Origin of the sequence: Streptomyces sp. NPDC046727, assembly GCF_040645635.1 — a bacterium.
GTDB lineage: Bacteria > Actinomycetota > Actinomycetes > Streptomycetales > Streptomycetaceae > Streptomyces.
On the sequence record NZ_JBEYYR010000006.1, the window covers coordinates 275,169 to 293,842 of the forward strand.

Sequence of the window (18,674 nt, forward strand, 5' to 3'; positions counted from 1 at the left end):
GATCACTGCTCCTTGTGGGACAGGGCTCGGACGGTGCGGGACGGGCTGGGTCGGCCCAGATGGGCGGCCATCCACACGCTGGTGGCGACGAGACGGCCGAGGTCGACTCCGGTGTCGATGCCGAGGCCCTGCAGCATCCACACGAGGTCTTCGGTGGCGAGGTTGCCGGTCGCGGACTTGGCGTACGGGCAGCCGCCGAGGCCTCCGGCGGAGGCGTCGATCGTCGTGACCCCGTGTTCCAGTGCCGCGTAGGTGTTGGCCAGTGCCTGGCCGTAGGTGTCGTGGAAGTGCACGCCGATGACGTTCGTCGGCACGCCCTCCTCGTTGAGCAGGGAGAGGAGTTCGTGGACGTGGCCCGGGGTCGCGACCCCGATGGTGTCCCCGAGGCTCAGTTCGTCGCAGCCCATGTCCCTCAGCGCCTTGCAGACGCGGGCCACCTGGTGGAGGGGGACGGCGCCCTCCCAGGGGTCGCCGAAGCACATGGAGACGTAGCCGCGCACCCGCGCGCCGGCGTCCTTCGCCTGCCGCACCACCGGGTCGAACACGGCCAGCGACTCGTCCACCGTCCGGTTGAGGTTGGCCTTCGCGAAGGACTCGGTCGCGCTGGCGAACACCGCGATCCGGCGGGCGCCGAGCGCCAGCGCCCGGTCCAGGCCGCGCTGGTTGGGCACCAGCACGGGGAGTTCCACGTCGAGGTCGCCGACCAGCGGGTACAACTGCTCGGCGTCGGCGAGCTGGGGCACCCACTCGGGGTGCACGAAGCTCGTCGCCTCGATCGTCGTCAGGCCCGCGTCGGCCAGCCGGCGGATGAAGTCCGCCTTGACCTCCGTCGGCACGGTCATCTTCTCGTTCTGCAGCCCGTCGCGCGCACCGACCTCGTGGATCCGCACCCGGGCGGGGAGGTCCGGGGTCGGTACGACCATGGGCAGTCCGGGCGCGGTCATCCTTCGGCCTCCTCGTGCGGTGCGATGACGGCCAGCACCTGGTCCATGGCGACCGTGCTGCCCGGCGTGACGTCCAGCTCGGCGACCGTGCCCGCGTGCGGGGCGGAGATGACGTGCTCCATCTTCATCGCCTCGACCACCAGCAGGCTCTGTCCGGCGGCCACTTCGTCCCCGACGGCCACCTTCACCACGGTCACCGTGCCCGGCATGGGCGCGGTCAGCGAGTCGGCACCCGAGTGGGCGGCGCGGTTCAGCGACGCGGCCACCGGGTCGTGGTCCCGGACGTGCCAGGCGTCGCCGTCGCGGCCGAGCCAGTCACCGGCCCGGCGGAAGGTGTGCCGGACGCCGTCCAGGGTGACGGCCACCCGGTCCTCGGTGACGGTGTGGGCGCCCCGGGGCGTGTGGGTCACCGGCTCCTGCACCCGGAGCGGGAAGGCGGCCGGCTTCGGGGTGCCGCCGAGGCGCCAGCCGCTCGGCACCGAGAAGGGGTCCACCCAGCCCCGCGCACGTGGCCGCAGCGCCTCCAGACGCACGGCCGCCGCCGCCTCGTACACCTCCTCCGGTACCTCCGTGGGGACCAGCTCGTCCACCACCCGCTCCACCAGCCCGGTGTCCAACTCGCCGGACACCACCGCCGGATGGGCCAGCAGCCGGCGCAGGAACCCCGCGTTGGTCTGCACGCCCAGCGTGACGGTCCCGGCGAGGGCGGCCCTGAGCCTGCGCAGCGCCGTCTCCCGGTCGGGGCCGTACGCGATGACCTTGGACAGCATCGGGTCGTACAGGCTGCCCACCTCGGTGCCCTCGCTGAGCCCGGAGTCGGTGCGGATGCCCTCACCCTGCGGCTCGTCCAGCAGCAGGACCGTGCCGCCGGAGGGGAGGAAGCCGCGCGCGGGGTCCTCCGCGCAGATCCGCGCCTCGACCGCGTGCCCGGTCAGCCGGACGTCCTCCTGCGCGAAGCCCAGCCGTTCCCCGGCCGCCACCCGCAGCTGCCACTCCACCAGGTCGATCCCGGTGATGAGTTCGGTGACGGGGTGCTCCACCTGGAGACGGGTGTTCATCTCCATGAAGTAGTACGCCGACGGGTCTTTGCCCGGCACGATGAACTCCACCGTGCCCGCGCCCCGGTACCCGCACGAGCGGGCCGCCTGGACGGCCGCCTCGCCCATCGCCGCGCGCGTCCGCTCGTCCAGCAGGACGGACGGCGCCTCCTCGATGATCTTCTGGTGGCGCCGCTGGAGCGAGCACTCGCGCTCGCCGAGGTGCACCACGTTCCCGTGGCCGTCGGCCAGCACCTGGATCTCGATGTGCCGGGGCCGGTCGATCCACCGCTCCACCAGCAGGGTGTCGTCGCCGAAGGAGGCGCGGGCCTCCCGGCGGGCGGCGGCGATCTCCTCCTCCAGGACGGACATGTCCCGCACCAGCCGCATGCCCTTGCCGCCGCCGCCGGCGGACGGCTTCAGCAGCACCGGCGCCCCCAGCTCGCGGGCCGCCCCGGCCAGTTCGGGGTCGCGACCGCCGGGCACCACCGGCACCCCGGCCGCCTTCACGGTCTCCTTGGCGCGGATCTTGTCGCCCATGAGCGCGATCGCGTCCGCCGGCGGGCCGACGAAGACCAGCCCCGCCTCCTCGCAGGCGCGCGCGAAGGCCGCGTTCTCGGCGAGGAAGCCGTACCCGGGATGGACGGCCTGGGCGCCGGTGCGGGCGGCGGCCTCAAGGAGCCGCTCCACCGACAGATAGCTCTCGGCGGCCGGCGCCGGGCCGATCCGTACCGCCGTGTCGGCCTCCCGGACGTGCCGCGCGTCGGCGTCGGCGTCGGAGAAGACCGCCACCGAGCGCACGCCCAGCGAGCGGAGCGTACGGATGACGCGTACGGCGATCTCGCCCCGGTTGGCCACCAGCACTGTGTCGAACACGGTTCCCCTCCTCACATCCGGAAGACGCCGAACTGGGGCGTCGTATAGTCCCTTTGGGAAAGTGGCGCGTTGGCGCAGGCGGTCAGGGCGAGGCCCAGCACCTGACGGGTCTCCAGCGGGTCGATCACGCCGTCGTCCCAGAGCCGGGCCGTGGCGTAGTAGGCGTTGCCCTGGCGCTCGTACTGCGCGCGGATCGGCGCCTTGAAGGACTCCTCGTCCTCGGCCGGCCAGTCCTCGCCGCGCGCCTCCAGCTGGTCCCGCTTGACCGTGGCGAGGACGGAGGCGGCCTGCTCGCCGCCCATCACCGAGATCTTGGCGTTGGGCCACATCCACAGGAAGCGGGGAGAGTAGGCCCGGCCGCACATCGAGTAGTTGCCCGCGCCGTACGACCCGCCGACGACGACGGTCAGCTTGGGCACCCGGGTGCACGCCACCGCCGTCACCATCTTGGCGCCGTGCTTGGCGATGCCGCCCGCCTCGTAGTCCTTGCCGACCATGAAGCCCGAGATGTTCTGCAGGAACACCAGCGGGATGCCGCGCTGGTCGCACAGCTCGATGAAGTGGGCACCCTTCTGGGCGGACTCGGAGAACAGGATGCCGTTGTTGGCGACGATCCCGACGGGGTGGCCGTGGATCCGGGCGAAGCCGGTGACCAGGGTCTGCCCGAACTCCGCCTTGAACTCGGCGAAGCGGGAGCCGTCGACCACGCGCGCGATGATCTCGCGGACGTCGTACGGGGTGCGGGAGTCGACCGGGACGGCGCCGTAGAGCCCGTACGGATCCACCTTCGGCTCCACGGACGGCTGGACCTCCCAGGGGAGGGGCTGCCGGGCCGGGAGCGTGGCCACGATGTTCCGGACGGTCCTGAGGGCGTGCGCGTCGTCCTCGGCGAGGTGGTCGGTGACGCCGGAGATCCGGGAGTGGACCTCGCCGCCGCCCAGCTCCTCCGCCGTGACGACCTCGCCGGTGGCCGCCTTCACCAGCGGCGGGCCGCCGAGGAAGATCGTGCCCTGGCCGCGGACGATCACGGCCTCGTCGCTCATCGCCGGGACGTACGCCCCGCCGGCCGTGCACGACCCGAGGACGGCGGCGATCTGCGGGATGCCCGCGCCGGACATCCGGGCCTGGTTGTAGAAGATCCGCCCGAAGTGGTCCCGGTCGGGGAAGACCTCGTCCTGCATCGGCAGGAAGGCGCCCCCGGAGTCGACGAGGTAGAGGCACGGCAGCCGGTTCTCCAGCGCCACCTCCTGCGCCCGCAGGTGCTTCTTCACCGTCATCGGGTAGTACGTGCCGCCCTTGACCGTGGCGTCGTTCGCGACGATCACGCACTCGCGCCCGCTGACCCGCCCGATCCCGGCGATCACGCCGGCGGCCGGGGCCTGCCCCTCGTACATCCCGTCGGCCGCGAGCGGGGCCAGCTCCAGGAAGGGCGAGCCCGGATCGAGCAGCGTGTCCACCCTGTCCCTCGGCAGCAGCTTGCCGCGCGCGGTGTGCCGGGCCCGTGCCTTCTCGCCGCCGCCGAGGGCCGCCGCGGCCAGCTTGGCGCGCAGCTCCTCCACGAGGGCGAGATGGGCCCGTTCATTGGCCCGCCAGGCCTCCGACGCGGGATCTGCCGCGCTCGTCAGCTCCGGTGCCTCCTGCATCCTGCGGTCCCCTCACCCGGTGATCGAACCTGTGATCCGCTGTTAATGAGCGTTAACCATTTCCTTCAGGTTAACGACCGCTAACCTCGCTGTCTAGAATTGTCTGCATGGTCACCAGAACCGACGCCCCCACCCGCCGTGAGCAGATCCTGAAGGAGGCCGCACGGCTCTTCGCCGAGCGCGGTTTCCACGGCGTCGGCGTCGACGAGATAGGGGCCGCGGTCGGCATCAGCGGCCCCGGGCTCTACCGGCACTTCCCGGGCAAGGACGCGATGCTCGCCGAGCTGCTGGTCGGCATCAGCGGGCAGCTGCTCACCGGGGCCAAGCGGCGGCTGGCGGAGGCCGACGGGGTGCCCGCGAGCCGGGTCCTGGACTCGTTCATCGAGGGCCACATCGACTTCGCCCTGGACGACCGCCCGCTGATCACCCTGCACGACCGCGAGCTGGACCGGCTGCGCGACAGCGACCGCAAGCTGGTGCGCCAGCTCCAGCGGCAGTACGTGGAGCTGTGGGTGGAGGTGGTCCGCGAGGTGTATCCGGGGCTGACCGAGCCGGCCGCGCGCTCCGCCGTCCACTCGGTCTTCGGCCTGCTCAACTCCACCCCGCACCTCGGCCGCGCCGGCACGCTCCCCGGCCGGGGCACGACGGCGGCCCTGCTGCACCGGATGGCGCGGGGGGCGTTCGCGGCGGCAGGGGAGGGGTGACGCGGTAGCCTCCGGCTGCTCACTACCCTCCGGGTGTGGAGTACGCGAAGATGCGCGCGATCGCCGAGGAACTGGATGCCTGGTCCGAGCGGCTCGAAGGGTCCTGGAGTGTCGAGATCGGACCGTCCGGTCCACTGCTGGCCATGAGATGGCCGTCGCTGCGCCGACACGGTCTGCTGCGCCGCATCCGCGACCAGCTCGACCAGCAGGTCCGCGCCACTCATCCGGGCTGCGTCTGTGTGAACGGCCCTGCGATCGAGTATCCGGCGATGGGCCGTATGCGTCGGCCGGACGCCATCGTGATGCCCGAGGCCCTCCTCGACGAGCAGGGATTCGCCGTCGACGCGGCGCAGGTGCTGGCCGTGGTCGAGGTTCTCCCGCCGAACCCGCATCCAGGCTTCGCCGAGAAGCTCGACGACTACCCGGCCATGGGGATCGCCCATTACATGATCGTCGACCCCCGCACCGGCACCGTTGAGGTCCACTCCGACCCGGTCAAGGGCCGTTACGCCTACACGGGGCCGTACATCTTCGGGGACTCGGTTCCCTTCGGCCCCTGGATGGTGAAGACCTCCGGGTTCCGCCGGTACGGGAGACGCGACTGACCCGGGGTCGTGGTCAAGCTCACCCTGGACTCATCGCCGTACTCGCCGGTATCTTCGAATCTGAGCAAGCGCTTAGACATGCCGATGTCAGGTACGTGGAGGTGGCGGCGTGCGCCGTACGGTGTTCAACGAGGATCACGAGGCGTTCCGGGAGACCCTTCGCGCCTTCATCGAGGCCGAGGTCGTACCCGTGTACGACGACTGGTTCGCCGCCGGCCAGGCGCCGCGCGACTTCTACTACAAGCTCGGTGAGCTGGGCATCTTCGGCATCAACGTGCCCGAGGAGTTCGGCGGCGCCGGCCTGGACAGCCACAAGTTCGAAGCCGTCCTCTACGAGGAGACCGCCCGCGCGGGCGTCCACTTCGGCGGCTCCGGCGTGCACGTGCTGCTCGCCCTGCCGTACATCAAGATGCTCGCCACCGACGAGCAGAAGAAGCGCTACCTGCCGAAGTTCGTCACCGGCGAGGAGATGTGGGCCATCGCGATGACGGAGCCGGGCACCGGCTCCGACCTCGCGGGCATGAAGTCCACCGCCAAGCTCTCCGAGGACGGCACGCACTACGTCCTCAACGGCGCCAAGACCTTCATCACCGGCGGCGTGCACGCCGACAAGGTGATCGTCTGCGCCCGCACGGCCGCGCCGACCGCCGAGGACCGCCGCCACGGCATCTCCCTGTTCGCCGTGGACACCAAGTCCGAGGGCTACTCCGTCGGCCGCAAGCTCGACAAGCTCGGCCTGAAGACCTCCGACACCGCCGAGCTGGCCTTCGTCGACGTCAAGGTGCCGGTCGAGGACCTGCTCGGCGAGGAGAACAAGGGCTTCTACTACCTCGGCCACAACCTGGCCTCCGAGCGCTGGGGCATCGCCTTCGGCGCCTACGCGCAGGCCAAGGCCGCCGTCCGGTTCGCCAAGCAGTACGTGCAGGAGCGCACCGTCTTCGGCAAGCCGGTCGCCCACTTCCAGAACACCAAGTTCGAGCTGGCAGCCTGCCAGGCCGAGGTGGACGCCGCGGAGGCGGTCGCCGACCGCGCCACGGAGGCCCTGGACGCCGGTGAGCTGACCCCCGCCGAGGCCGCCTCCGCGAAGCTCTTCTGCACCGAGGTCGCGCACCGCGTCATCGACCGCTGCCTCCAGCTGCACGGCGGCTACGGCTACATGAACGAGTACCCGATCGCCCGCCTGTACGCGGACAACCGCGTCAACCGCATCTACGGCGGCACCAGCGAGATCATGAAGTCGATCATCGCCAAGGACATGGGTCTGTAAGGTCCCCGCAATCACTGGCCGGTACAACTGACGCCATGAGCCAGGCACTCCAGGATCTCCTCGATCTCCTCGACCTGGAGCAGATCGAGGAGAACATCTTCCGCGGCCGGTCCCGCTCCGCCGTCGTACCCCGGGTCTTCGGCGGGCAGGTCGCGGCGCAGGCGCTGGTCGCCGCCGGGCGGACGGTCCCCGCGGACCGGCCCGCCCACTCCCTGCACGCGTACTTCCTGCGCCCCGGCGACCCGGGCGCGCCGATCGTGTACACCGTGGACCGCATCCGCGACGGCCGGTCCTTCACCACCCGCCGGGTGGTCGCCGTCCAGCACGGCAAGCCGATCTTCCATCTCTCGGCGTCCTTCCAGACGTACGAGGAGGGGCTGGAGCACCAGGCGCCCATGCCCGTCTCGCCGGACCCGGCGACCCTGCCCACCTCCCAGGAGCGGCTGCGCGGCTACGGCCACCTGGCCCCCGAGGTGGTCGAGCGGTTCCTGGAGGCCCGCGAGGCGATCGACCTCAGGTACGTGGACGAGCCGCCGTACGGGCAGTACGGCGAGCCGCGCGAGCCGCACTCCCAGGTGTGGTTCCGCACCAACGGCAAGCTGGACAGCGCTTCTGACGACCCCCTGCTGCACGTCGTCCTCGCCACCTACGTCTCCGACATGACCCTGCTCGACTCCGTGCTGCTCGCGCACGGCCGCGGCGGCTGGGCCGTCGGCGATGTCGTCGGGGCGTCCCTGGACCACGCGATGTGGTTCCACCGGCCCTTCCGCGCCGACGAGTGGCTGCTCTACGACCAGGAGTCGCCGTCCGCGCACGGTGGCCGCGGCCTCGGCCAGGCCCGCATCTACACCCAGGACGGGCAGCTCGCCATCTCGGTCATCCAGGAGGGTGTGGTCCGCGTCCCGAGACAGCCGTGACGGGGGTGCCGTTCGAGATGACGTGTGACGCAAGCGGGACTAGGCTCTTGGAGTGAAAGCCGCAGCGAACGGCACGCACGGCCACACGGAGTTCCGGAATCTCGGGATTCTGTCGCAGCACCCGATGGCGCGACCACGTACGGGTGGGATGCGGGCGCCGGCGACCTCCGCCGTTCCGTCAACTGGCTGCGGTGACACCTGAAGACCGCGCCGCGACTTCCCCTTTCTTGCAGCGGCGGCGGCCATCCACCTCGCGCCTTCCCCCGGGAGCCGTGAGAGACGATGGAGATGGAAGGTATTCCCATGCGATCACAGCGCACGAGGCGCCTCGTCGCGATTTCCGCCTCTGGCCTGCTGCTGGCCGGCGGAGCCGCGCTCGGCACGGCCGGCACCGCCTCTGCCTCGGACCACAGCGACCACAGTTCCTACAGCAGGGACTACGGTGGCGACCACGGCGACCACGGCGACCACGGCTGGTCGGACGACGATGACGACGACTACGGCGACCACGGCGGCTACGGTGGCGACCACGACGACGACTACGGTGGCGACCACGGCGGCTACGGCGGCGACCATGGTGGCGGCGACCACGGCGGTGGTGGCGACCACGGCGGCGGCGGCGACCACGGCGGCGGTGGCGGTGGCCACGGCGGCGGTGGCGGTGGCCACGGTGGTGGCGGCGGTGGCGGCCACTGACCCGAGCTCGAACTGAACACGATGTGCGGCCCCGACAGCGGGGCCGCACATCACTCCTGTCGTCGCGTCAGACCAGGTGTCGGACCAGGCGTCAGGCCAGGTCGGCGGCGGCGAGCAGATACGCCGTCATCGGGTCGTAGTAGCGCGGGCTGACCACGTGGTCGTCGAGCGGCACGACCACCTGCACGGTGCCCTCGGCCTCGGCGAGGAACAGCGCCGGGTCGTTGCAGTCGGCGTACCCCACGGAGTCGACGCCGTGCTGTCCGGCGTACCCGGCCCAGCCGTGGTCGGCGACCACCAGGTCCGGCAGCGGTCGCCCCTCGCGCTCAAGTCCGGTCAGAATGGCGCGCATCGGCTCCCCGGAGTGGGTGTGCCACAGCGTCGCCCCGTGCTCCAGCACGGACACGTCCGCGAACTGCATGACGTACCCCTCTTCCGTCTGCAGCCCGTCCGGGATGACGACGATCTCACAGCCCGCGGCGCGCAGGGCGGCGGCCGTGGCCCGGTGCACGTCCAGCAGGCCGCCCGGGTGCCCGGTCGCGAACAGCACCCGCTGGCGGTCCTCGGCCGCCTTGCGCAGCCGCGCCGCCATCCGGTCCAGCGCGTCCACGGTCAGTTCGGGGTCGATGGTGTCCTGCCCGTACCGGTACTCGGGATCGTCGTTGACACCCACCCGCTCGGCCATGACCGCGAGCACGTCCTGCTCGTCCGCCCAGCGGTCGCCCAGCTCCAGCCCGAACCAGTAGTGGCGGTCGCCGTTGGCCAGCTTGCGGTAGTGGGAGAGGTTGTTCTCGCGGGGCGTGGCGACGTCCCCCGCGATACGGGTCCTCACCAGGTGGTCGACGAGCTGGGCGCGGCTGGGTGTCCCGGATATCGGCATGCCTTCCATTGTGGGGCAGCGCGCTGCCGGAATCTTCGCCATATCGCCCGCTGGGACGCGGCTCACTCGGCCGAACGGCCCTGGACAACACCGGGTGGGTCGGCGTGGGCCGGTCGGCCACCGGCGCCACCGTCGGTATCTCCGTCCACGCCATCTGCGCCGACGTGGGCTGACCGCCCGGGTCGGGCCCCTCAGCTCTGCCGCAGCGCGAACCACAACTCCATGCGGACGTCCGGGTCGTCCAGGTCCGCGTCCAGCAGGGCCGCGCAGCGGGCGACGCGTTGCCGGACCGTGTTGCGGTGCACGTCCAGCGCCACGGCCGTACGGTCCCAACTCCCGTGCAGGGACAGCCAGGTGCGCAGGGTGTCGACGAGCGCGCGCTGACCGCCCAGCGGGGCGAGCAGCGCGCGGGCGTGCGCCTCGGCCTCGGCGCGGGACACCAGGTCGCCCAGGCCGGGGCGCGCGGCGCCGTGCCGGACCAGCGCGGTGCGGGTGGCGCGGGCCCGGGCGAGGGCACGGGAGGCCTGGGTGTCGGCGGCCGGCCACTCCCGCGGCCCGGCCGCGGCGCTCACCCCGAGCGTCCAGCCGGGCTGCGGCTCCGGCTCCCGGTCGGCCGGGACCAGCACCCGTACGACATCACGGGCGAGGTCGACCAGCGGGGAACCGAGGGCGGCGCCGAGCGCGGAGGCGGCGACCGTGTCCGGGGCCTGGGCCTCCGGCCGCGCGTGCACGACGAGCCACCGCCCGGTGCCGAGCAGGGGGGCCACCTCCTCGGGCGGGGCGCCCAGCAGCAGCCGTACGAGCGCGGAGGACCGGGCCGCCCCGGCCCCGCTCTGGTGCTCACCGGTGAGCAGGGACAGCAGTACGGCGGCGACGGAGGCGATGGTGTGATCGCCGGGCTCCCGCCGGGGCGCGGCCACACCGAGCACGAACCCCTCACCCGCACCGAGGGCGTACACAGCGAGATGGGTGGCCCCGAAGGTGTCGGTGGCCGAGGTGGGCTGGGGGCGGGTGGGGGGAGCGGCGGGCGCCGAGGGGGAGTCCCCGGCGGCGGGGCCGGCGGTGGGCGTGCCCGGTGGGGTTGTCGGCGGGTGGTCCGGTGGTGCTGTCGTTCTGGCGGTCGGTCCGACCACCCCGGACAGCTCCGCCAGTGCCGAGCGGACGCCCTCCGGTGTCTCCCGGCCCGCCCCCGCGACCTCCGTGCCGTCGGGCCCGTACAGCACCGCACGGCCGCCCAGGCGCTGGGCCAGCTGGCGCAGGACCGAGGGGACCGGATCCGGCCGGGAGGCGGCTGCCGCGAGGCTCTGCTGGGCCTCCGTGACCCGCCGCAGCTCGGCCATCCGGGCCTGCGCCATCAGCTGCCAGACCGCGCGGGCCACGCCGGAGAACGTGGTCTGCGGCGGGACCTCCAGCAGCGGCAGCCCGTGGTGGTCGCAGGCGGCGACCAGGGCGCGCGGGACCGTGTCGTGCACCGGGGCCAGCCCGAAACCGAGGGCCGCGCCGCCCGCCGCCACGATCCGGGAGACGTAGTCGTCGAAGTAGTCCCCCAGTCTCGAATTCGCTCGACCGGGGGGACCCCCATCCGAGCCGGCTGCCTCCGGGACGTGCACGCCGGCCGTGAGCAGCAGCTCGCCGCCCAGCAGGTACGGGTAGGGGTCGGCCATCTCCGAGGTGTGCGCCCAGTGGATCACGATGCCCGGATCCGTCGGCCCGGCGATCTGCCGCAGGGCGAGATCCTCCCGGGACAGCAGCGCCTGGAGCGTTACCGGTGGGGTCGGTGGGACCGCTGGGGCGGTCGTCTCCGGCATGGTGTGCGTTCCCTCCATCCCGCCCCGTTCATATGGATGAAACGTACACTTCGCAGTCGCTTTCCGGCCACCTACTGTCGATGGAGCACGGCAGCCGCGGGTACGGGCGGATGTCCCCGCGAGCCGCTGCCGACACGTCCCCCGAAGTACCTGCACGACACGCCACCGGACAGCGCGCGAAGGAGGGCCCCATGGCCGTCGACTACACAGTGATCGTCCTCTATCTGGCCGGAATGCTGGCGATGGGCTGGTGGGGCATGCGCCGCGCCAAGTCCAAGAGCGAGTTCCTGGTGGCCGGCCGCCGCCTCGGGCCCGCCATGTACTCCGGCACCATGGCGGCGATCGTCCTCGGCGGCGCGTCCACCATCGGCGGTGTGGGCCTCGGCTACCAGTACGGCCTCTCCGGCGCCTGGATGGTCTTCACCATCGGCCTCGGACTGCTCGCCCTCTCCGTCTTCTTCTCCGCGCGCATCGCCCGCCTGAAGGTCTACACCGTCTCCGAGATGCTGGACCTCAGATACGGCGGCCGCGCGGGCGTCATCTCCGGCGTGGTCATGTGGGCGTACACCCTCATGCTCGCGGTGACCTCCACCATCGCCTACGCCACGATCTTCGACGTCCTCTTCGACATGAACCGGACCGCCGCGATCATCCTCGGCGGCTCGATCGTCGTCGCGTACTCGACGCTCGGCGGCATGTGGTCGATCACGCTGACGGACATGGTCCAGTTCGTTGTGAAGACTATCGGCGTGCTGCTCCTGCTCCTGCCGATCGCCGTCGTCAAGGCGGGCGGCTTCGCCGAGATGAAGGCCAAGCTGCCGACCGAGTACTTCGACCCGCTGGGCATCGGCGGCGAGACGATCTTCACCTACGTGCTGATCTACACGTTCGGCATGCTGATCGGCCAGGACATCTGGCAGCGCGTGTTCACCGCCCGCAGCGACCGGACCGCCAAGTGGGGCGGCACGGTCGCCGGCACCTACTGTCTGGCCTACGCCCTCGCCGGCGCGGTGATCGGCACGGCCGCCAAGGTGCTCTACCCCAAGCTCGGCAGCCCCGACGACGCCTTCGCCACCATCGTCAAGGACGAACTTCCCATGGGCGTGCGCGGCCTGGTCCTGGCCGCCGCCCTGGCCGCCGTGATGTCGACGTCCTCCGGCGCCCTGATCGCCTGCGCCACCGTCGCCAACAACGACATCTGGTCGCGGCTGCGGGGGAGGGCCACTTCCGGTGAACGCGACGAAGTGCAGGGCAACCGCGTATTCATCCTGGTCATGGGCCTCGCGGTGATCGGCACGGCGATCGCGCTGAACAACGTGGTCGAGGCGCTCACCGTGGCCTACAACCTCCTCGTCGGCGGCCTGCTCGTGCCCATCCTCGGCGGCCTGCTGTGGAAGCGCGGCACCGTCCAGGGCGCGCTGGCCTCCGTCGCCGTCGGCGGCCTGGCCGTCATCGGCCTGATGGCCGGCTACGGCATCCTCGCCAACGAGCCCGTCTACTACGGCCTGCTGGCCTCCCTCGCCGCCTACGTCGCCGTCTCCCTGGCGACCAGGCCCACCGACGAGGCGGTCCTCGCCACCTGGCGCGAGCGCCTCGCCGGCCGCTCCCCCGAACTCGCGTCCGAACCGGTCCCGGCTCACCAGTAGAGTCGTATGGATAGCAGTACATGCGCGACGAAGCGCAGGAAAGAAGGCAATTCATCATGAGCAGCAACGAGACGCCCCGCGGCCCCGTCGACTCCTCCCGTATCCCGCGGTACGCGGGTCCCGCGACCTTCGCCCGGCTGCCCCGCCTCGACGAGGTCGGCCGCGCCGACGTCGCCGTGGTCGGCGTGCCGTTCGACTCCGGCGTCTCGTACCGGCCGGGCGCCCGCTTCGGCGGCAACGCCATCCGCGAGGCGTCCCGGCTGCTGCGCCCGTACAACCCCGCGCAGGACGCGTCGCCGTTCGCGCTGGCGCAGGTGGCCGACGGCGGTGACATCGCCGTGAACCCGTTCAACATCAACGAGGCCGTGGAGACCGTCGAGGCGGCGGCCGACGAGCTGCTCGGCACGGGCGCCCGCCTGATGACCCTGGGCGGCGACCACACCATCGCCCTCCCGCTGCTCCGCTCGGTCGCGAAGAAGCACGGCCCGGTCGCCCTGCTCCACTTCGACGCCCACCTGGACACCTGGGACACCTACTTCGGCGCCGAGTACACGCACGGCACCCCGTTCCGCCGCGCGGTCGAGGAGGGCATCCTCGACACCTCCGCCCTCTCCCACGTCGGCACCCGCGGCCCGCTGTACGGCAAGCAGGACCTCACCGACGACGAGAAGATGGGCTTCGGCATCGTCACCTCGGCGGACATCTACCGCCGCGGCGCCGACGAGGTCGCCGACCAGCTGCGCCAGCGCATCGGCGACCGCCCGCTGTACATCTCCATCGACATCGACTGCCTCGACCCGGCCCACGCGCCCGGCACCGGCACCCCGGAGGCGGGCGGCATGACCTCCCGCGAGCTCCTGGAGATCCTGCGCGGCCTGGCCTCCTGCAACCTGGTGTCGGCGGACGTCGTCGAGGTCGCCCCGGCGTACGACCACGCCGAGATCACCTCGGTGGCCGCCTCCCACACGGCCTACGAACTGACCACCATCATGAGCCGCCAGATCGCGGCGGCCCGGAAGGACGCGGAAGCGAAGTGACCCACGACCACGACCTGGTACTCCGCCCGACGCCGGCGCAGATCACCGCGGCCCTGAACCCTCCCCCGGGGCGCAACGGCGGAGACCTGGTCGTGGAGACGCTGGCCGGGCTCGGCGCCACCACCGTCTTCGGCCTGCCCGGCCAGCACGCGCTCGGCATGTTCGACGCCCTGCGCCGCTCCTCCCTCCGCTACATCGGCCTGCGGGTGGAGAACAACGCGGGCTTCGCGGCGGACGCGTACGGCAGGATCACCGGAGAGGCGGCCCCGCTGCTCCTCTCGACGGGCCCGGGCGCGCTGACGTCGCTGGCGGCACTCCAGGAGGCGGCGGCGGCCTCCGCGCCCGTCCTGGCGATCAGCAGCCAGATCCCGACGGCCGGCCTGGGCGGCGGCCGGCACGGCTACCTCCACGAACTCCCGGACCAGGCGGCCTCGTTCCGGGGCGTGGTGAAGTCGGTGCACTCGGTCCGCACCCAGTCCCAGATCCCGTCCGCCATCGCGGCGGCCTGGCGGTCGGCCCTGACCGCCCCGCACGGCCCGGTGTGGGTGGAGATCCCGCAGGACGTCCTCCTCGCCGAGGCGACGCTGCCCGTGGTGACGGCGATGGACGCGACCCCGGACGACCTGGTCCCGCGCCCCGAACTGACCGCGCTGGCGGCCGACCTGCTGTCGCGCGCGGCCCGCCCGGCGATCATCGCGGGCGGCGGCGTCGTACGCTCCGACGCCTCGGGAAAGCTGAGGGCACTGGCCGAGAAGCTCCAGGCGCCCGTGGTCACGACCTTCGGCGGCAAGGGCGCCTTCCCCTGGGAGCACCTGTTGTCGTTGCAGTCCTGGCTGGAGGACCGGCACACCACGGACTTCCTTGAGGACGCGGACGTCCTCCTGGTGGTCGGCTCGGGCCTGGGTGAACTCTCCTCCAACTACCACACGTTCAAGCCCCGGGGCCGTGTGATCCAGATCGAGGCGGACCTCGGCAAGCTGGAGTCCAACCACCCGGCGATCGGCATCCACGCGGACGCCCGACCGGCGCTGCAGGCGCTGCTGGAGACGGTGGAGGAGCGCACGGACGAGTCGGCGCCGGAGCGGGTGCGCGAGCTGCTGTCCCGCGTCGGCGAGCGCATCGCCGCCCAGGACCTCACCCTGGAGCAGGAGGTGTTGGGCGCCGTACGCCGCGCGCTGCCCGCCGACTCCCCGTCCTTCTGGGACATGACGATCCTGGCGTACTGGGCCTGGTCGGCATTCGACCCCCGGGGCACCAACACCATGCACTCGGCCCAGGGCGCGGGCGGCCTCGGCTACGGCTTCCCGGCGGCCCTGGGCGCGGCGGCGGCGGACCCGACGCGGCCGGTCCTGGCGGTGTCGGGCGACGGCGGAGCCCTGTACTCCATCGCCGAACTGGCCACGGCTCGCCAGTACGACCTCCCGGTCACCTGGCTGATCGTCGACGACGGCGGCTACGGCATCCTCCGCGAGTACATGACGGACGCCTTCGGCCAGGCGACGGCAACGGAACTGACCCGCCCGGACTATGTGGCCCTGGCGGAGTCCTTCGGCGTGCCGGGTGTCCGTACGACTGCGGAGACGCTGGAGGAGGACTTGGCGAAGGCCCTGGCCACACCGGGCCCGTCGGTGGTCGTACTCCCGGCGGTACTGCGGATGTTCGCGCCGACGCATCTCGGCTAGGTCCTGTCGTTTGGATCAGGCCGGCCGTGAGGTGCGGCGCCTCCTGGCCGACCCGAGCGGGGTCTGGTGCGTGCAGCTGCAAGGCGGAGGAGGGCGCCAACGCGGAGCGTTGGCAACCGACGACAACGCCGCAGATGTGCGTGCCAGACCCCGCGACGCCGGGATGATCCAAACGAGAGGGCCTAGCGGCGGCGGCCCGGAACTGCCCGGCCCCTCGCGGTCGTCCCCTGAGGTGATCATGGAAGCGCGGCCCTGACCAGGCCGCCACCGACGGGGGAGAGCGTCTCGTGTTCGAGGCTGTGTTCCGCGACGACTACGGGTTCCTGGCCGGGCTCACCGTCGTCGCGTTCGTGATCGGCGGTGGGGCGTGGGGCGTCGCCCGGTGGCGCGGGGCAGCCCACGCCTTCTGGTGGTTGCCGCTGGCCTTCTGCCTCACCGGGGTCCTCGGGGTGACCCTCGCCCTGCGGACCGGTGAGCACGGCGTCGCCGAGTGTGTGGTCGACCATCAGCTCACCGAGCCGCTCCACACCACCCAGGGGCAGTGGAACCTGGCCATGTTCGTGCCGGTCGGGCTGTTCGGGGTGCTCGCGCTGCGGCGGCCGGTACCGGTGCTGGCCGGTGTGCTCGCGCTGCCCTGCCTCATCGAACTCACCCAGGCCCTCGCCCCGTTCGCCGGCGGGATCTGCGACAGCTCCGACGTCGAGATGAACGTGGGCGGGGGACTGGTGGGCCTGGCCGCGGGACTCCTGGCGGTGCGCGGGCGGGTCGCCTGGCGGGCCTGGGCCAGGTCCGCCGTGGTTCTCCTCGGGGCGCTCGGGCTGCTCGGGGGCGCCGTGGTGCACGCCGCGGTCACCCTCAACCATGTCGACGGCTCCAGCATGCGCGACGCGGACGGCGAGGAGAGGGAGGCCGCCGAACGGGCCGTACGGCAGGCCTTCGGCGACCGGTACCGGGTCGGAAAGGTCACCGTCAGCCCCGGTCTCGACGGCTACAACGGGTGGATGTCCATCCAGCTGGCCGGGGAATTCCCCGCGGAGCTGATGTGGCCCGGCGGGCGCCGGCTCACGGTCGACCTCGACAACGCCGGCTTCCCCGTCCCCGGCGCCACCCGGCCGCGCGACGCCCGGGACGCGTACCGCATCGCCCGCACCTACATGCGTGCCCACTACCGGTGGGCCGAGTCGGCCTCCTGGCACGCGACGCGGCCGGCCGGCAAAGACCAGGGCGGGGACGGGTGGATCACCTCCTGGCGGTTCCGGGAGCGTGGGGTGGACATGCCCCGCAGCCTCGACGTACGGATCGACCGGGCCGGGCAGGTGCACGGGCTGACGGTCGACCTCGGGCCCACGCACGTGCACGTTCCGGCCGAGCTGATGACGGCACGGCAGGCGGAGAAGACGGTCCGCGAGCGAGACCGGAAGAGCGGGGGCGCCGTCGGGAGCCTGCGGTACCACGCCCGCGAGCTGACGACCGTGCGCGCCAAGGGCAATCGGGGCCCTTGGCGCGCGGTGTGGTCCGTCGAGGTCATCGACCCCGGGTGTGAGCCCGACCAGGACGGGGACGGCTGCGATCCAGGGGTCTCGGTCGTGGACGCCGCGACCCGTCAGTTCGTCGAGTGACGCAGCCCGGTGTCAGTCCACGTCCGATCACCGCCGTCCCGTGCTTCCGCACCCACGCCGTGACCTCGGAACCGGCACTGTTGCCGCCGGGTCGCGCTCTGCGAACTCGACACGGCAAGCAGCCACTTGGCGCCGTCCTGGTGCTTCTTCAGGTACGCGATCAATTCGGTGCTCGCGCCGAGCAGCGCCGCGCGCTGGGGCCCGCCTGGGCGGACCCTGTGGGTCGGTGAGAGTCAGGTAAGGAACTCCGGTTCAGCGAACGTGCGTACAACTTTCGACCGCCCTGGCGAGTCCACTCAGACAGCGCACGGGTGCGCTCAACGGCGTTCAGGGGGACGCCCGTACGACGTTCAAGGGGAACTTTTCATGACTTTCCGGACACCCGGCCGGGCCGGTGTGCTCGCGGCTGCCGTCAGTGCCGCGCTGCTCATACCGGCCGTCACCGCCGCCACCCCGGCGGCCGCGACGACGCCCGCCGTGACCTGTACGTCCGCCAAGGCCGGCCTGGCCGACAAGCTGAAGAAGGACATCACGGCGGCGCTCACCAACCGCAAGGGCACCGTCGCGATCGGCCTGTACGACCGCAGCACCAAGACGACCTGCACCCTGCGGGCCACCAGCGCCTACGACTCGGCCAGCACCGTCAAGGTCACCGTGCTCGCCACGCTGCTGTGGGACGCGAAGAAGCACAACCGGTATCTGACGAGCACCGAGCAGTCGCTCGCCAAGGCCATGATCACCCGGTCCGACAACGACGCGACCAGCAAGCTGTGGAAGCAGCTGGGCATGACGAAGATCAAGGGCTTCCTGTCCGCCGCCGGCATGACCAAGACCGTTCCGGGCGCGGACGGCTACTGGGGCCTCACCCAGGAGAACGTCACCGACGAGCAGAAGCTCCTCAAGCTCGTCACCGCCAAGAACAGCGTGCTCAGCGACAACGCCCGCGCCTACATCCTCCAGCTGATGGGCCAGGTCGTCTCCGACCAGCGCTGGGGCACGCCCGCCGGAGCGCCCTCCTCCGTCTCGGTGCACGTCAAGAACGGCTGGCTGCAGCGCTCCACGCACGGCTGGCGGGTGCACAGCCTGGGCACCTTCAACGGCGCCGGGCACGATTACATGATCACCGTGCTGACGCAGGACAACAGCACCATGAGCTACGGCGTGACCACCATCCAGAACGTCGCCAAGGCCATCCACAAGGACCTGGTGCCGACCACCTCCGGCGTCACCCGCTACACGCCGACCAGCCAGCCGCGCGAGGCGTTCGTCGCGGCGCCGCCGCAGGGCTGACGCTTCGCGGGACGGCCTCCCGT

At 71.9% G+C, this 18,674-nt stretch carries 15 protein-coding genes; 9 read left to right on the forward strand and 6 right to left on the reverse strand.

Going from position 1 to position 18,674, the window contains the following annotated elements; all coding sequences use genetic code 11:
* Positions 1–2: 2 nt before the first annotated feature.
* From ABZ937_RS10215 to ABZ937_RS10225, 3 genes are read right to left on the reverse strand one after another with little or no spacing between them, the layout of a single operon-like run.
* Positions 3–944, reverse strand: a complete 942-nt coding sequence (locus tag ABZ937_RS10215; protein ID WP_361688442.1) for a hydroxymethylglutaryl-CoA lyase — start codon at positions 942–944, stop codon at positions 3–5.
* Complete coding sequence (locus ABZ937_RS10220; protein ID WP_361688445.1) at positions 941–2,857, reverse strand: biotin carboxylase N-terminal domain-containing protein; 1,917 nt, start codon at positions 2,855–2,857, stop codon at positions 941–943. The genes ABZ937_RS10215 and ABZ937_RS10220 overlap by 4 nt, the downstream gene beginning before the upstream one ends.
* 11 nt (positions 2,858–2,868) lie before the next feature.
* Entirely contained in the window at positions 2,869–4,500 is a 1,632-nt protein-coding gene (locus ABZ937_RS10225; protein ID WP_361688448.1) for a carboxyl transferase domain-containing protein, read from the reverse strand.
* 107 nt (positions 4,501–4,607) lie between these two features.
* Here ABZ937_RS10225 and ABZ937_RS10230 point away from each other — a divergent pair, with 107 nt between their 5' ends.
* The 4 genes from ABZ937_RS10230 (at position 4,608) to ABZ937_RS10245 (ending at position 7,993) form a co-directional block, all read left to right on the forward strand.
* Positions 4,608–5,204 carry a TetR/AcrR family transcriptional regulator gene (locus ABZ937_RS10230; protein WP_361688451.1) on the forward strand — a complete coding sequence of 199 codons (597 nt, stop codon included), beginning with the start codon at positions 4,608–4,610 and terminating at the stop codon, positions 5,202–5,204.
* Between the two features lie 35 nt (positions 5,205–5,239).
* Complete coding sequence (locus ABZ937_RS10235; RefSeq protein ID WP_361688454.1) at positions 5,240–5,809, forward strand: Uma2 family endonuclease; 570 nt, start codon at positions 5,240–5,242, stop codon at positions 5,807–5,809.
* 109 nt (positions 5,810–5,918) lie between these two features.
* A complete protein-coding gene (locus ABZ937_RS10240) occupies positions 5,919–7,076 on the forward strand; it encodes an acyl-CoA dehydrogenase family protein (RefSeq protein ID WP_361688457.1) in 1,158 nt (385 codons plus the stop codon).
* 35 nt (positions 7,077–7,111) lie between these two features.
* On the forward strand, positions 7,112–7,993 hold the full coding sequence (locus ABZ937_RS10245; RefSeq protein ID WP_361688459.1) for an acyl-CoA thioesterase II: 882 nt from the start codon (positions 7,112–7,114) through the stop codon (positions 7,991–7,993).
* 309 nt (positions 7,994–8,302) lie between these two features.
* Here the strand turns inward: ABZ937_RS10245 and ABZ937_RS10250 are convergent, their stop codons facing one another.
* The 3 genes from ABZ937_RS10250 to ABZ937_RS10260 all read right to left on the reverse strand — a co-directional run bounded on the left by ABZ937_RS10250 (position 8,303) and on the right by ABZ937_RS10260 (position 11,377).
* The gene (locus ABZ937_RS10250; RefSeq protein ID WP_361688462.1) at positions 8,303–8,686 is read right to left on the reverse strand and encodes a hypothetical protein; all 384 of its coding nucleotides are present in this window, start codon (positions 8,684–8,686) and stop codon (positions 8,303–8,305) included.
* 94 nt (positions 8,687–8,780) lie between these two features.
* On the reverse strand, positions 8,781–9,569 hold the full coding sequence (locus ABZ937_RS10255) for a phosphatase (protein WP_361688465.1): 789 nt from the start codon (positions 9,567–9,569) through the stop codon (positions 8,781–8,783).
* A 191-nt stretch (positions 9,570–9,760) separates the two neighbouring features.
* Positions 9,761–11,377 (reverse strand): helix-turn-helix domain-containing protein, encoded by a 1,617-nt coding sequence (locus tag ABZ937_RS10260; RefSeq protein WP_361688468.1) that lies wholly within the window; start codon positions 11,375–11,377, stop codon positions 9,761–9,763.
* Positions 11,378–11,568: 191 nt separating this feature from the next.
* Here ABZ937_RS10260 and ABZ937_RS10265 point away from each other — a divergent pair, with 191 nt between their 5' ends.
* The 5 genes from ABZ937_RS10265 to ABZ937_RS10285 all read left to right on the forward strand — a co-directional run bounded on the left by ABZ937_RS10265 (position 11,569) and on the right by ABZ937_RS10285 (position 18,651).
* The gene (locus tag ABZ937_RS10265; protein ID WP_361688471.1) at positions 11,569–13,023 is read left to right on the forward strand and encodes a sodium:solute symporter; all 1,455 of its coding nucleotides are present in this window, start codon (positions 11,569–11,571) and stop codon (positions 13,021–13,023) included.
* A gap of 56 nt (positions 13,024–13,079) precedes the next feature.
* Positions 13,080–14,060 carry an agmatinase gene (gene speB, locus ABZ937_RS10270; protein WP_361688474.1) on the forward strand — a complete coding sequence of 327 codons (981 nt, stop codon included), beginning with the start codon at positions 13,080–13,082 and terminating at the stop codon, positions 14,058–14,060.
* Positions 14,057–15,742, forward strand: a complete 1,686-nt coding sequence (locus ABZ937_RS10275; RefSeq protein WP_361688477.1) for a thiamine pyrophosphate-binding protein — start codon at positions 14,057–14,059, stop codon at positions 15,740–15,742. The genes speB and ABZ937_RS10275 overlap by 4 nt, the downstream gene beginning before the upstream one ends.
* 287 nt (positions 15,743–16,029) lie before the next feature.
* Positions 16,030–17,361: a VanZ family protein gene (locus tag ABZ937_RS10280; RefSeq protein ID WP_361688480.1), complete on the forward strand. Its 1,332-nt coding sequence runs from the start codon at positions 16,030–16,032 to the stop codon at positions 17,359–17,361.
* A gap of 366 nt (positions 17,362–17,727) precedes the next feature.
* The gene (locus ABZ937_RS10285; protein WP_361688483.1) at positions 17,728–18,651 is read left to right on the forward strand and encodes a serine hydrolase; all 924 of its coding nucleotides are present in this window, start codon (positions 17,728–17,730) and stop codon (positions 18,649–18,651) included.
* Positions 18,652–18,674 lie beyond the last annotated feature (23 nt).